This window comes from Labrenzia sp. ATLA3, assembly GCF_057180185.1.
Genome location: NZ_JBXUKV010000006.1, coordinates 501324 through 514231 on the forward strand (window position 1 = coordinate 501324; position 12908 = coordinate 514231).

Below are 12908 nucleotides of genomic sequence, written 5' to 3' on the forward strand. Positions count from 1 at the left end.
AAAACCTGTCTCAAGAAGGAGCCAGAATTTCTGGAGGTCTCATGAAGCGTTCCAATTTGCCGTTAGACGTTGACCGCGCGCCAGTAACCGGCGTGATCAACCGGCGCGGCTTTCTTGCTGCCGGATTGCTGTTGACGGCAACCGGCCTTGCCGGGTGCCAATCCGCAGGGCTTGTCGGTCTGCCGGACCAGGCCGATCTGCCGGACGAGCAATTCGACTATGCGGCTGCCTATGCAGCGTTGCCCGATGGTGATTTCACCTGGCCGGCGATCAATTACAAGAATTTCGACCAGAAATACTGGCGGCAGATCGTGGAGTACAAGACCCGCGAACGGCCGGGAACGATCATTGTCGATCCCTATAACAACTTCCTTTACTGGACGCTCGGCAACGGCAAGGCGCTGCGCTACGGCATCGGCGTTGGCAAGGCTGGGTTTGCCTGGTCGGGCGAAGCGAAGATCCGCGTCAAGCGTCCGCACCCGATCTGGCGCCCTCCACGCGAAATGATCGCACGCAAACCGTCGCTGGAGCGCTATTGGGAAAAGGGCTACCCGCCCGGGCTGAAGAACCCGCTCGGCGCGCGCGCCATGGATCTGTGGCAGGGCTCCACGGACACGCTCTACCGTATTCACGGAACCAACAAGCCGAACTCCATCGGCAAAAGCGTGTCTTCAGGCTGTATCCGCATGTGGCAGCAGGACGTGATCGATCTGTTCAGCCGGGTGCCGCTTCAGACGAAAGTGATTGTCCTTAGCAAGGATCCGAACGCAGACGCCTAAGCGCTTCGAATGTTTTGAAAAGAAAAAGGCGATGCCACTCGGTGCCGCCTTTTTTGTTGCCGGGCGTCAGGCTGCCTTGGCCAGTGCCACGTCGTGAAAGACGGCGGTGAAATGACAGACGGCAGCGGCCAGCACGAAGGCGTGCCAGATCGCATTCTGGAACGGCAGACGCTTCCAGGCATAAAACGCCGTTCCGATCGTATAGAGAAGCCCGCCAGCCAGGATCATGTAGAATCCGAAGGCCGACGCTTTTTCGATCAGCGGATTGATTGCAAAAACGACGACCCAGCCGAGCGCGAGGTAAATGGGAACGGTGAGGCGGTCCAGTCCGGTCAGATGCGCCAGTTTCACGATGGCTCCCGCAAGTGCGCCGGTCCATACCACCGCCAGCAGCACGCCGCCCGTCCAGCCACCGATAATCATCGCCGCCAGGGGCGTATAGGTGCCCGCGATCATGAGGAAGATGGCCGTATGGTCGAGCCGCCTCAAGATCCCGGTCTTGTTGTCTCTCGCCAGCATATTGTAGAGCGCGGAGCAGATCAGCATCGCCATCAGACAGGCGGCATAGATCATGACAGTGACTTGCCGCGCCGGATCACCTGCATTCCAGAGTGTGGCCGCCAGGATGACGGTTGCCGTCAGCCCCAGGCAGATGCCGATCACATGAACGGCGCCGTCGGCGATGAATTCGGCAAAGGTCTGTGGTCTGAGCGTCGGCATCAAGCTTACCTCTGAGGATTAGAACGAAGCTTTCTTGACCAGCACCGTCTCAAATGAAGGTGCAGATAATTTGACAAAGCAAATGTCCCGCAAGCGAGAGCATGGTGCAAAACACTTTTGAAAGCTTGAGGTAAATTACCCGCATTTCACCGGACTTGCTCAAAATTCTCAGACTTGCTTTAAAATTGAGCAGCTCTGGTATCAAATACCTCCTTCCTGTCTGTCCGCTATTTCGGAACGCTGCGATGATGAACCATCTCTTTGACGCCCTGACCGCTTACATTCCAGACCGGTCCAAGGTCTTTCTCGAAACGGTCGATGGCGGGCAGGTGACCTATGCAGACATGCTGGCACGGTCGGCGCAATATGCCGGCGCGCTGCAGAAACTCGGGGTCAAGCCGGGTGACCGTGTTGCCGTTCAGGTGGAAAAGACACCGGAGGCCCTGATGCTTTATCTGGGAACCATCCGGGCGGGCGGCGTGTTCCTGCCACTGAACACGGCCTATACGCCCGCCGAGATCAGCTATTTTGTCGGCGATGCGGAGCCGGCTGTCTTTGTTTGTGACCCGTCAAGAGCAGATGTGCTGGCCGGAACGGCGCAAAAGGCGGGAGCCAAACTGCAGACGCTCGACCAGAACGGGGAGGGCAGCCTCGGTGACCTGGCAGACGGGATGCCGAAGGACTACGAAACCCGTCCGCGCGAAGACGATGATCTGGCCGCCATTCTCTACACGTCCGGCACCACCGGGCGCTCCAAGGGTGCGATGCTCACGCACGCAAATCTGGCGTCGAATTCGCAGACCATGGTGAAATACTGGCAGTTCACGGAAGACGACGTGCTGTTGCACGCCCTGCCGATTTTTCACACGCACGGGCTTTTCGTCGCCACCAACTGCTTGATGATGGCAGGCGGGTCGATGCTGTTTCTGCCGAAGTTCGACCTGGATCAGGTTCTTGCGGCCCTGCCAAGGGCAACGTCCATGATGGGCGTTCCGACATTCTACACGCGCCTGCTTGCATCCGATCGGTTCACCCGGGAGGTGGCCGCCCACATGCGGCTTTTCATTTCCGGGTCGGCTCCGCTGTCGGCGGAAGTGCACAGGGAGTTTTGCGAGCGAACGGGACACGCGATCCTGGAGCGCTACGGCATGACCGAAACCAACATGAACACCTCCAATCCTTATGACGGCGACCGTCGGCCGGGGACTGTCGGGTTTCCATTGCCCGGTGTCGGACTGCGAGTGGTGGACGCCAGAACCGGCCGGGCGCTTCCTGACGGGGAGGTTGGCATCATCGAAATCAAGGGGCCCAACGTTTTCTTGGGGTATTGGCGAATGCAAGAGAAGACAGCACAGGAATTTCGGGCGGACGGCTATTTCATCACGGGCGACATGGGGCGCATCGACGAAGACGGCTATGTCTCCATCGTTGGCCGGTCCAAGGATCTGATCATCAGCGGCGGTTTCAACGTTTATCCGGCGGAGGTCGAGGCGCTGCTGGACGAACTGCCGGGTGTTGCCGAAAGCGCGGTGATCGGCGTGCCGCATCCTGATTTTGGTGAAGCGGTTGTCGCGGTCCTGGCGCCGAAGCAGGGCGCAGACCTGGCGCAGGAGGCCGTTCAGGCCTCATTGAACGATCGTCTGGCAAAGTTCAAGCAGCCCAAGAAGGTCCATATTCTGGAAGCCTTGCCACGCAACACCATGGGCAAAATCCAGAAAAACGTGCTTCGGGAACAGTTCAGCGGCGATTTCGGCTGATCACACCGTCTTGCACTCGTCCGCCTGTCCGCTTTTCTCCAGCATGACCAGCCCGCCGAGCATACCCATGGCGAGAACGAGACCACGCTTGCGGTTTGCTTCTGAAAGGTCTGCCATCGCCCGTCCTCCTCAGGTTGACGGATCACCATACCGTGCCAGCAAAGTTTCCCTATCGGAAGTTTAGGTGGTTTCAGCAAGGGCCAAACTGTTTTTGTTGGTCCGGATCAGGCGCCGGGTGCGGTTCCCCCGAAGGCGAGCGTCGACAAGGCCCGGTCGGACAGCTGGCTCCAGGCGGTTAGCACCGACGAGAGACGGGCTGCCGGACTGTCCGGCGGGTCGGAGGCGCGCCGAACACACCACCAGTCCTGAGAAATGCCGCCTTCGGCAATCGGACGGGAAACCAGCGTTCCATCAGCCAGCTCCGGCTCGATGGCCCACTTGCTGAAGATGGCAACGCCAAATTTTGCGCGCACCAGATCGATCACGGCTTCCGGTGTCGGCATCTGGGTCAATCGCCGAAAGGGCTGGGATGGTGTGCCGAGAAGGGTGGTCCAGTCATTCCCGGGTTCGGCCGTCAGCGGATAAACGAAGAAACGTTCATCCCCCATGTTCTCGCTGTTGACGACCGGCTCGGCCGCCAGCGGATGGTTTCGGGCGAGTACCGCGACAATCGGATCGGTGCCAAGCTTGACCGCACGCAGCGACGCAAGCGCCGGTTCCCGGCCAAAGACCAGAGAAACGTCCACGGAACCATCAATGAGCGAGGTCAGCGGGTGCGCCGTTGCACGCGACGACAGGTCGACCGTCAGGTTCGGGTCGGCCTGATCCAGATACTTCAGGAACGCGGGAAACCAGTGGTAGCGGCTGTAGGTGGCCTGGCCGAGACGCACAAGGGTTTTGGCATCCCGCGCCGATGCCTGGAGGTCCTGTTCCAGGCGGAACAGCTCTCCCAGAAAGGTCTCGCCCAGATGGCGCAGACGTTCGCCTTCGGACGTCAGTTCGATCCGGTGTTCCGCCCGCCGCGCCAGAACCACACCCAGCCGCCTTTCAGCCTCTCGCAATCTGTGCGATGCGGCCGACTGCGTAACGCCGAGACGTGCCGCGGACGCGGTCATGCTGCCGGTTTCGCCAAGTGCGGACAGAAGGGTCAGGTGATGGAGGGCAAGTCGCGGGATCATGAAGGCATGAAAGCATTTCATGAACTAGATGAAAACTAGGAATTTTGTTTATTTATCGATGCGCGTTATCGACAGATATGAGCAACACTATTTCTTCAAGGATCAGCCTTGGTTCCACAGGCGCCACGCTTGTCATAGCAGCGTCCGCGGTCTGCTTCGGCCTTGTCCCCATCTTCGTGCGGGGGCTTCAGGACACGGGCGCCGGCCCGGCCACGATCGCGCTCTATCGCTATGGCTTTTCCGTCCTGTTCCTGATCCCCTTTTTGCCATTCGAGAAACGCAAACGCGGCGGGGCTCTTTTGGTGATGGGGGCCGGGCTCGTGCTGGGGCTCAGCCTGATCGGTCATTTTGAGGCGATCCGTGTCGCGCCTGTTGCTGCCGCCGGTGTGGTCTATATGTCCTATCCGGTTTTTGCGGCGCTTTTTGCCTGGGTTTTGCTGAAACAGGCGCTCACCTGGCGCTCGTTTGCCTCCGCCGGTTTTGTGGTTCTGGCCGCCGGTTTGTTGCTCGATCCCTCGTTGCTGTCGCCCGAAGCGATGAAGGCCCTGCTATGGGCCATTCCAGCCCCAGTCGCATTCGGCTTTCTGATCGTCGTCCTCAGCGGACTGGCTGGGGAACTCAATGCACTGGAGCGTACGGCTTGCGGGCTGTTGGGCTCTGTGGTGGGATTGTTGCCGCTTGCGCTCCAGGAGGGGCACGGGTCCGTTCTGCCGTCGACTGCCGGTCAATGGGGCCTTGTCGTCGCCATGGGGCTTGGAACGGCCCTCATTCCGCAGATCCTTTACACTGTGGCCTGCCAGAAGGTCGGCCCGGTGCGCACCGCGGCCGCGGGCAGTTTCGAACTGCCGGCCATGTTTCTGGTCGGTTGGCAGGTCTTTGGTGAAACGATAGGCGTGCGGGAAGTGCTTTCGGCTGCGCTCGTGCTGTCGGCGATCCTGATCGCGCCGTCAATCGGCTTGGCGGACAGACCAAACCGTGGTGTCGCGACAGCACCTTAAAAAATTATGAGAATATATATCTTGATATCAAGATAATGAGCGACTATCTCCGGATCAACCTGACGGATAGATGCCTTTTGGCCCAGATCCAACACTGGAGATAATGTTCATGACTGCCCGTACGCCCGCTCATCCGATTGAAAACCTGTTCATCGACCGCTGGTCACCGCGCGCCTTCGACCGCTCGACGATTGAGGAAGCGGATCTAAAAACCATTCTTGAAGCTGCGCGCTGGTCACCCTCCGCTTTCAATGTCCAGCCGTGGCGTTTTGTCTATGCCCGCAGAGGCGATGCCAACTGGCAGGCTCTGGTCGATCTGCTCAACCCGTTCAACCGTGACTGGGCGCAACACGCTTCCGCACTGGTTTATCTGTTTTCCGATACGGAAGTGGACGGCAAGGACGGCAAACCGAACCGGGCAAACGGCACGCATGCATTCGACGCCGGGGCCGCCTGGGCACATGCCGCTCTGCAGGCGACCGCGCTTGGCTACCATGCCCACGGAATGGCCGGTATTCTGAAAGACGAGATCCATCAGAAACTCGGTGTCCCAGAGCGCTTTCAGCCGCAGATCGCCATCGCAATCGGCCGCCGGGGAGAGGTTTCCGAGCTTCCTGAGAGCCTGCGCGAACGTGAAGCGCCGAGCAGCCGCAAGCCGCTTGAGGAAATCGCGTTTGCTGGTGCCTGGGGCTGACAAGCACCATTGCTGAAGGCAAATTCGTCTCGAAAGGCAGCGGAATGGTTCTGCTGCCTTTCCCTGCGTCAATCTGCAAGGCGTCTTCCGATCCTGGCCGGTATAGAGTGGCCATGTCGCACCTTGTGGGGAGACCGAACGCATGACCAGAAGAGACAAACTGCCGGAAGATAGTCTCCTGAATGCCTATCACGCGGCCGATGATTTTCTCGACACCTATTCAATCCCCATCCGCGGGCAGGAAGACCTGCTTACTGCTGATATGCGTGTGCTTGCCGAGCGCATTCTGACCGCGGAAATCGGTTGGGTCACGGCTCTGATGTCGCTCCGCGACAACTTGGTGGGCGTCATTGGCATGAAGACCACTCGTGACCTGGCAAACGAGCAGACGGCCGAGGCTGCGACCTGCAAGGGCGTTGGCGACCGGATCGGTTTCTTCAAGATCTATTCGGTCTTGGAAAATGAGATCATCCTGGGTGAAAACGACTGGCATCAGGACTTTCGGTTGTCCCTTTACCGGAAAAGGGAAAATGGAGCCCGGATCTATGCCTCAACCTGCTGCAAGCGGCACAATCTTGCCGGTCATGCCTATCTTGCGTTGATCCTGCCGTTTCACAAGATGATCGTCAAAACCATGCTGGCCAGAGGTACGGCCACACCCTAGAGCGCAAGGTGACCTGTCTTGCGCCAGACGCGGGCACCCTGTGTCGTGGTGATTTCCTGCCGCGTTCCAGCAGGCAGGCGTATCCATGTGCCTTGATCGTGGCGGCCGGTCTGATCCTCGAAGCTGCCTTCGATCACAAAATACTCCGCTCCACCGGGAAAGGTCTGTGGGCTCAGCCGGGCGCCCTTTTCCCAGTGGAGCATCACCACTTCCTCGTCCGGTCGAACAAACAGTGGCAAAATGCTCTCTCCGGGCCTGCCGGCCTGCCAGCCACCGGGATCAAGCGTGTTCACCCGCACATAGGCATCGTCGTCGGGCTGCATCTGACGCAGCTTTACCAGAATCACAGCTCCCGGCTCGCTTGAGGGGACGTGGCTGGAGCCCGGAGGGTTGCGGACATACATGCCTTTTGGGAAATCCCCGCTTTCGTCCGAAAACACTCCGTCGAGGACCAGAAATTCTTCCCCCATGTCATGCTTATGGGCGGAAAAGGCGGATCCGGGGGCGTATCTGACGAGGCTTGTGGCTCGTGCGACTTCCGCACCATCGCGCTCAAGCATTCGCCGCTCGACACCGGCCATGGGGGAGGGCACCCAGTCGAGTGTGGCGCTGTCGACGATTGCAGGCTGCGTCAGGTCTGCGTGAATTTTCATCCGGTCCATCCCATTATGTTCTTTGTTATGCTCACATGGGGCAGGATATGCGCAATTGGAAGGGTCGGGTATGAACTCGTCGTGAATCCCTGAGACCTTCCACAGGGTGCAGAAAAGTCGACTGTCCGGATAGCTGAAGCCAGCGTGTTGTTCAAAGGTCAGGATGGGCTGGGGTCTGAGCCGCCATTTTCCTTCTTGTCGGGCCACAAAAGACGTTCGTACTCACCGGTTTCACGCAGTTTTTTCAAACCACGATTGAACCGGGTACAGAGATCCTCGCCGTTTTCGATTTTTTTCGAGACAATCACGCGATAGTCCCAGAGTACGGTTACATCTTCCAGCGCCTTGAAACGCTTTGCCTCCTGACCGGGAAACGCAACGGCCAGGGCATCCGCAGCAACCTTTTCATTGCCCATGACAACATCGACGCGCCCTACGTCAAGCATCTTGAAAAGGTCTTCCAACGTGCTTTGGCGGAAGACCGTAATCTGCCCGGACGACACCAGTTTCTGCAGGTCTTCTCCAAAAGCGGCACCATCCAGGGAACCGAGGCTTAACCCGGCAAGGTCGTGCAGGCTGTGCGCCTCAACGGGCCGGGCGGTTGCGTAGAAGAATTGCTCCCGTTCGACCAGAACGGCGTCGCAGAAATGGAAGAACGGTTCCCGGTCCTTGGTCTTGCCCCAACCGGCGGAAGCCTGCCAGCTGCCGGATTGCGTTTGCAGCAAGGCCCGCTTCCATGGAAAGAAGCCGTACTGCACCTCAACGCCCTCCAGTTCGAAGGCTCTTGTGACCACCTGGGCATAGGTGCCGTATCCTTCGGCATCCTCGGAAAAATAGGGGTGCCATTCGCCAACGGCGATCGTCACGGTGTCGGTTGTTGCAGAACTTGCGGTAAGGGAAAGCATCAGCAAAACGGCGCCGGAAAGCGGCGCTTTGATCTGTTTGAAAATCTGCCGGCACCAAGAACCAGCCAATCGCTTGACTGTCACAGCGATTTCCCTGAAAAAGCTCCCGTTCCCTCCACCTTACCACAGAAACCCGTGTGGCGTCGGGTTCGGCTGAAATTAAGTCTATGTGGTTCCAGGTCTGACGTTTGTGTCTCCAGTCCAGCCTGTCGTCCGGGGTGGTCTCCATTCGGTGGAATTCTGGGAAAACCCGGCTTTCCTGGCTGGCCGGCTTTGCAAGCGGCACGGAATCGTGCTGACTACCGCACTGCATGAAATTCAGGAAACGGAGAAGCCGCAGCGCTGCCGAGGCTGCAAGAAAAGTGGTCGCATGACGGTACAAATCGATATCGGTGAAATGACAGGTGGCGCGCGCGCCGGCCTGGATCTGGAAGAACTGCTGGCAACGCGCCTTCTGGTGCAGGGCAATTCCGGCTCGGGAAAATCGCATCTGCTGCGCCGGCTTCTCGAGCAGTCCGCCAAGTGGGTTCAACAGGCCATTATCGATCCTGAAGGCGATTTCGTGTCGCTGGCAGAAAAGTACGGCCATGTCGTTGTCGATGCCGTTGGCACCGAAAAGGACCTCCAGATGATTGCCGCCCGGGTGCGCCAGCACCGTGTGTCGGTGGTGCTCAATCTTGAAGGTCTGGATGCTGACCGGCAGATGAAGGCCGCGGCAACCTTTCTCGACGGCCTCTTCGATGCTGACCGCGATCTCTGGTATCCGATGCTGGTCATCGTCGATGAAGCCCAGCTTTTCGCACCGGCTGCTGCCGGCGAGGTGACCGAAGAGGCCCGGCGCCGGTCACTGGGCGCCATGACCAACCTGATGTGTCGTGGCCGCAAACGCGGACTTGCCGGTGTCATTGCCACCCAGCGCCTGGCCAAGTTGGCCAAGAACGTTGCCGCAGAAGCGTCCAACTTCCTGATGGGGCGGACCTTTCTGGATATCGACATGGCCCGCGCGGCCGATCTTCTGGGCATGGAACGGCGCCAGGCAGAAAGCTTCAGAAACCTCGACAGGGGCCATTTCATCGCCCTCGGTCCCGCCATGTCGCGCCGTCCGGTTCCGGTCAAGATCGGTCCGGTGGAAACGATGGGCCGCGGCGGCAGCCCCAAGCTGATGCCGTTGCCCGAGCAGCCCAAGGAAGACGCCAAGGACCTGATCTTCACGCCGGGCGCCGACGAGGTTCAGCCGGTGCGCCATCGCTTCGTTGAGCCTGTGGTTTCCACGGGCGATGTACTCGACCAGTTGAGCAGTGCGGAGCGTGCCAGCGCCGAGGACGTGCCGCAGGCCGAAAGTCTGCTCGACTTTGGCGAGCGCGAACAGAAAATCGCCGAAATTATCGCAGGTATCCTGGAAGACGAGGACGCTGCGTTCCAGCCCATCGCAACGCTCTATCAGGACTTTCAGGTCCGTTGCCGCATTTCAAAACTGGCGGGTGGTGCACCGGACCTGCAGACTTTCCGTGAAAAGCTTTCCGTTGCCCGTGCCGGTGTCGAAAAAGGCGAAATGGACGACGGCGCCTGGGCCCAGGCGGAGCTGATTGCCTCGGAGTTGCCGGAAGACATGCGCGGCGTCTATCTGCTCTTGGCGAAGGCGGCGATAGGGAAAGCGCCATGCCCCGGCAACATCGAAATCGCCACCGCCTATGGCACACGCTCCCCAGGTAGGGCGCGCTGGCTGTTGAGCCACATGGAAGAGCGCGGATTTCTCGTGTGTGCCACGGATTTGCGCGGCAACCGCATCGTGACGCTGACCGACCTCGGTTGGCAGACGGCCCCAGGCGATGAAGCCGCGGCCTGACGTTATCGTTTCAGTGTCCTGACTGGCGCCCTCGCGAACTTTCGCGCATGCTTCCTCAGAAGACTGCTAGGGAGGCGGGAATGACGCTGGAAGAAACCATCGACATCTATTGCGCGGCCTGGTCTGAAAGGGACCCGTCCCGCCGGCAAGACCTGCTAGGCAGATCCGTGACAGACGGCATCAGATACACGGATCCCGGAACGGATGTGACGGGCATTGCAGCCCTTGTCGATCACATTTCGGGCGTTCTGTCCAAGAGTGCAGGTGCGAAGATCGTACGCACCAGCGGCATCGACACGCATCACGGAGCCGCACGGTTTGCCTGGCAGATGGTCAAGGCGGATGGAACGACGCTTCCTGAGGGCCTCGATGTCGTCTGGATCGACGAAGAAACCGGAAAACTCAAGACAGTCCTCGGGTTCTTCGGCGCGTTGCGGCAGGAGTAAGCACATCGATCTGGCTGGTTGATTTTCCGGGCAGCAAGGCTTCGAATCCGATCAGATTGCAGGGCGCATCCGCATCGTGGAGGCATTGCGCGACGGATCGACGGGCTTTGATGCCAGAAGGTAGTCGAGCTGTGAAAGCTCAAGCGAAATGCCGTCTATGGTGCGCGTCAGCACGCTTTCCAGGTAACTGCCACCAGGAGATCTGTCGCGGATCGCGATGGCCCGCTCCCGGGCCTTGCGAAGGTACAGCATCATCGTGCGGACCTCACCAGGAGTGACGGACGTAAGCTGGTCCGCGTCCGGCGCCGACGCAGAAGCGGAGGAAACAGCGCAGGAGTGCGCAACAGCAGTGTCGGCGAGCCGCATCGATCTTCTCCAATGTTCCTATTTTGTTCTTTTTACGCCAGCTTGCAATTTCGTTCAAGCGCGGAATCGAAAAACAGCCATTTCCACGTCCATCGGACTTGACCGGTTTGGCCTTCCTCGGCGTTGCGATAGCTTGAAAACGAACCACATTTCCTGGGCTTTCACGCCTTGCCGAAAAGCAATTCGGCTCAAACCATTTCATCTTCATGTAAGAGGCCATACCTCTCGGGAGAGGCGCGTAAAACAAAATTACGTCACCAGGTTTTCCCGATTTCGCGCCAGAAAATCGGCAGTGGCCGCAAAAGAATCGACATGCCGCTTGATCCGTGAGATCAGAATGGTTACATATGCAACTAAATTCATCTCCGAACCGGGAGGACGTCATGGATCAGAGAACCGACAGCAGCCAAAATCTTGCTGGAAACGGCCGAAACGCGGCGGGTCTGGAATATATGCCGGGCTTCGGCAATGATTTTGAAACCGAGGCTCTGCCCGGCGCTCTGCCCCAGGGCATGAACAGCCCGCAGAAATGTGCCTACGGGCTTTACGGTGAGCAGCTTTCAGGCACAGCCTTTACCGCCCCGAGTCACCAGAACGAACGCACCTGGTGTTACCGTATCCGTCCTTCGGTCAAGCATACCAGCCGGTTCAGGAAGATCGATCTGCCGTACTGGAAGTCTGCGCCGAATGTTTGCGACGATGTCGTTTCGCTCGGACAATACCGCTGGGATCCGGTGCCGCATTCCGGTGAAGGCCTCAACTGGCTGACCGGCATGCGCACCATGACGACTGCCGGCGACGTCAACACCCAGGTTGGTATGGCCAGCCACATCTACCTGATCACCAAGTCGATGGAGGATGAATATTTCTACTCCGCCGACAGCGAGCTTCTGGTGGTGCCGCAGGAGGGCGTCCTGCGCTTCTGCACGGAGCTGGGCGTCATCGAACTGGAGCCGAAGGAGATCGCAATCCTTCCGCGTGGGCTTGTCTACCGGGTCGAACTGGTGGACGGTCCGGCGCGCGGTTTCGTCTGCGAGAACTACGGCCAGAAATTCGAACTGCCGGGCAGGGGGCCGATCGGGGCCAATTGCATGGCGAACCGTCGCGATTTCAAGACGCCTGTGGCGCAGTATGAGGACCGCGAGGTCCCGTCCACGGTGACCGTGAAATGGTGCGGACAGTTCCATGAGACCAGCATCGATCACTCGCCGCTCGACATTGTCGCCTGGCACGGGAACTACGCTCCCTGCAAGTATGATCTCAGGAACTATTGCCCGATCGGGTCAATCCTGTTCGACCATCCCGACCCGTCGATCTTTACGGTCCTGACTGCGGCATCCGGTGTGCCGGGCACCGCCAACATTGACTTCGTGCTCTTCCGCGAACGCTGGATGGTGATGGAAAACACCTTCCGCCCGCCCTGGTACCACAAGAACATCATGTCGGAGCTGATGGGCAACATCTACGGGCAATACGATGCAAAGCCGCAGGGCTTCGTTCCCGGTGGCATGAGCCTGCATAACATGATGTTGCCGCATGGGCCGGACAACAATGCGTTCGAAGGCGCGTCCAATGCCGATCTGAAGCCGGAAAAGCTCGACAATACAATGTCCTTCATGTTCGAAACCCGCTTTCCCCAGCATCTGACCGAGTTCGCCGCCAAGGAAGCGCCGCTGCAGGACGATTACATTGACTGCTGGGACTCGCTGGGCAAAAAATTCGATGGCACGCCTGAAGGAACCTGGAACAAGTAGGCAAGCCATTCGGCATTTGACCGGCCGCAAACGGCGGATCACCCCTTGCCGGTATGGTGACCTGAACCTTAGGTGACGGTTGCGTACACCACCCGTGTTCCGGCACGCTTGCCGGAGCCCGCACAAGAACAACGGTTGGAAGCCGCAA

13 protein-coding genes are annotated in these 12908 nt (G+C 59.1%); 8 read left to right on the top strand and 5 right to left on the bottom strand.

The window, feature by feature from the left end; genetic code table 11:
* Positions 1–41 precede the first annotated feature (41 nt).
* Complete coding sequence (locus AC2A6O_RS18970; protein WP_498929393.1) at positions 42–779, top strand: L,D-transpeptidase; 738 nt, start codon at positions 42–44, stop codon at positions 777–779.
* Between the two features lie 66 nt (positions 780–845).
* Here the strand turns inward: AC2A6O_RS18970 and trhA are convergent, their stop codons facing one another.
* Positions 846–1499, bottom strand: coding sequence for a PAQR family membrane homeostasis protein TrhA (trhA, locus tag AC2A6O_RS18975; RefSeq protein WP_498929395.1), 654 nt, complete (start codon positions 1497–1499; stop codon positions 846–848).
* Between the two features lie 245 nt (positions 1500–1744).
* Between trhA and AC2A6O_RS18980 the strand changes: the two genes are divergently transcribed.
* On the top strand, positions 1745–3256 hold the full coding sequence (locus AC2A6O_RS18980; protein WP_498929397.1) for a malonate--CoA ligase: 1512 nt from the start codon (positions 1745–1747) through the stop codon (positions 3254–3256).
* A 224-nt stretch (positions 3257–3480) separates the two neighbouring features.
* On the opposite strand, the gene AC2A6O_RS18985 is transcribed toward AC2A6O_RS18980, so the two are convergent.
* Positions 3481–4455, bottom strand: coding sequence for a LysR family transcriptional regulator (locus AC2A6O_RS18985; RefSeq protein ID WP_498929399.1), 975 nt, complete (start codon positions 4453–4455; stop codon positions 3481–3483).
* Positions 4456–4511: 56 nt separating this feature from the next.
* Between AC2A6O_RS18985 and AC2A6O_RS18990 the strand changes: the two genes are divergently transcribed.
* The 3 genes from AC2A6O_RS18990 (at position 4512) to AC2A6O_RS19000 (ending at position 6790) form a co-directional block, all read left to right on the top strand.
* Positions 4512–5432, top strand: a complete 921-nt coding sequence (locus AC2A6O_RS18990) for a DMT family transporter (RefSeq protein ID WP_498929401.1) — start codon at positions 4512–4514, stop codon at positions 5430–5432.
* Positions 5433–5541: 109 nt separating this feature from the next.
* Positions 5542–6126 carry a nitroreductase family protein gene (locus tag AC2A6O_RS18995; RefSeq protein WP_498929403.1) on the top strand — a complete coding sequence of 195 codons (585 nt, stop codon included), beginning with the start codon at positions 5542–5544 and terminating at the stop codon, positions 6124–6126.
* A gap of 142 nt (positions 6127–6268) precedes the next feature.
* Positions 6269–6790, top strand: a complete 522-nt coding sequence (locus AC2A6O_RS19000; protein ID WP_498929405.1) for a DUF2867 domain-containing protein — start codon at positions 6269–6271, stop codon at positions 6788–6790.
* On the opposite strand, the gene AC2A6O_RS19005 is transcribed toward AC2A6O_RS19000, so the two are convergent.
* Both AC2A6O_RS19005 and AC2A6O_RS19010 read right to left on the bottom strand, forming a co-directional pair.
* Entirely contained in the window at positions 6787–7443 is a 657-nt protein-coding gene (locus AC2A6O_RS19005; RefSeq protein WP_148584624.1) for a cupin domain-containing protein, read from the bottom strand. The genes AC2A6O_RS19000 and AC2A6O_RS19005 overlap by 4 nt on opposite strands.
* 158 nt (positions 7444–7601) lie before the next feature.
* The gene (locus AC2A6O_RS19010; RefSeq protein WP_498929407.1) at positions 7602–8348 is read right to left on the bottom strand and encodes a substrate-binding periplasmic protein; all 747 of its coding nucleotides are present in this window, start codon (positions 8346–8348) and stop codon (positions 7602–7604) included.
* 370 nt (positions 8349–8718) lie between these two features.
* On the opposite strand from AC2A6O_RS19010, the gene AC2A6O_RS19015 reads away from it, so the two are divergent.
* Positions 8719–10194 (top strand): helicase HerA domain-containing protein, encoded by a 1476-nt coding sequence (locus AC2A6O_RS19015; protein WP_148584622.1) that lies wholly within the window; start codon positions 8719–8721, stop codon positions 10192–10194.
* An 80-nt stretch (positions 10195–10274) separates the two neighbouring features.
* Positions 10275–10640 carry a hypothetical protein gene (locus AC2A6O_RS19020; RefSeq protein WP_498929409.1) on the top strand — a complete coding sequence of 122 codons (366 nt, stop codon included), beginning with the start codon at positions 10275–10277 and terminating at the stop codon, positions 10638–10640.
* A 51-nt stretch (positions 10641–10691) separates the two neighbouring features.
* Here the strand turns inward: AC2A6O_RS19020 and AC2A6O_RS19025 are convergent, their stop codons facing one another.
* Positions 10692–11006 carry a hypothetical protein gene (locus AC2A6O_RS19025; RefSeq protein WP_148584620.1) on the bottom strand — a complete coding sequence of 105 codons (315 nt, stop codon included), beginning with the start codon at positions 11004–11006 and terminating at the stop codon, positions 10692–10694.
* Between the two features lie 383 nt (positions 11007–11389).
* Between AC2A6O_RS19025 and hmgA the strand changes: the two genes are divergently transcribed.
* The gene (hmgA, locus tag AC2A6O_RS19030) at positions 11390–12760 is read left to right on the top strand and encodes a homogentisate 1,2-dioxygenase (RefSeq protein WP_498929412.1); all 1371 of its coding nucleotides are present in this window, start codon (positions 11390–11392) and stop codon (positions 12758–12760) included.
* Positions 12761–12908 lie beyond the last annotated feature (148 nt).

What these genes read in the sequence shown, in the direction of transcription:
- trhA (WP_498929395.1), bottom strand. Translation starts at nt 1,499, where the DNA reads ATGCCGACGCTCAGACCACAGACCTTTGCCGAATTCATCGCCGACGGC.
- AC2A6O_RS18990 (WP_498929401.1), top strand. Translation starts at nt 4,512, where the DNA reads ATGAGCAACACTATTTCTTCAAGGATCAGCCTTGGTTCCACAGGCGCC.
- AC2A6O_RS18970 (WP_498929393.1), top strand. Translation starts at nt 42, where the DNA reads ATGAAGCGTTCCAATTTGCCGTTAGACGTTGACCGCGCGCCAGTAACC.
- hmgA (WP_498929412.1), top strand. Translation starts at nt 11,390, where the DNA reads ATGGATCAGAGAACCGACAGCAGCCAAAATCTTGCTGGAAACGGCCGA.
- AC2A6O_RS19000 (WP_498929405.1), top strand. Translation starts at nt 6,269, where the DNA reads ATGACCAGAAGAGACAAACTGCCGGAAGATAGTCTCCTGAATGCCTAT.
- AC2A6O_RS18985 (WP_498929399.1), bottom strand. Translation starts at nt 4,455, where the DNA reads ATGAAATGCTTTCATGCCTTCATGATCCCGCGACTTGCCCTCCATCAC.
- AC2A6O_RS19025 (WP_148584620.1), bottom strand. Translation starts at nt 11,006, where the DNA reads ATGCGGCTCGCCGACACTGCTGTTGCGCACTCCTGCGCTGTTTCCTCC.
- AC2A6O_RS19005 (WP_148584624.1), bottom strand. Translation starts at nt 7,443, where the DNA reads ATGAAAATTCACGCAGACCTGACGCAGCCTGCAATCGTCGACAGCGCC.
- AC2A6O_RS18995 (WP_498929403.1), top strand. Translation starts at nt 5,542, where the DNA reads ATGACTGCCCGTACGCCCGCTCATCCGATTGAAAACCTGTTCATCGAC.
- AC2A6O_RS18980 (WP_498929397.1), top strand. Translation starts at nt 1,745, where the DNA reads ATGATGAACCATCTCTTTGACGCCCTGACCGCTTACATTCCAGACCGG.
- AC2A6O_RS19020 (WP_498929409.1), top strand. Translation starts at nt 10,275, where the DNA reads ATGACGCTGGAAGAAACCATCGACATCTATTGCGCGGCCTGGTCTGAA.
- AC2A6O_RS19010 (WP_498929407.1), bottom strand. Translation starts at nt 8,348, where the DNA reads ATGCTTTCCCTTACCGCAAGTTCTGCAACAACCGACACCGTGACGATC.
- AC2A6O_RS19015 (WP_148584622.1), top strand. Translation starts at nt 8,719, where the DNA reads ATGACGGTACAAATCGATATCGGTGAAATGACAGGTGGCGCGCGCGCC.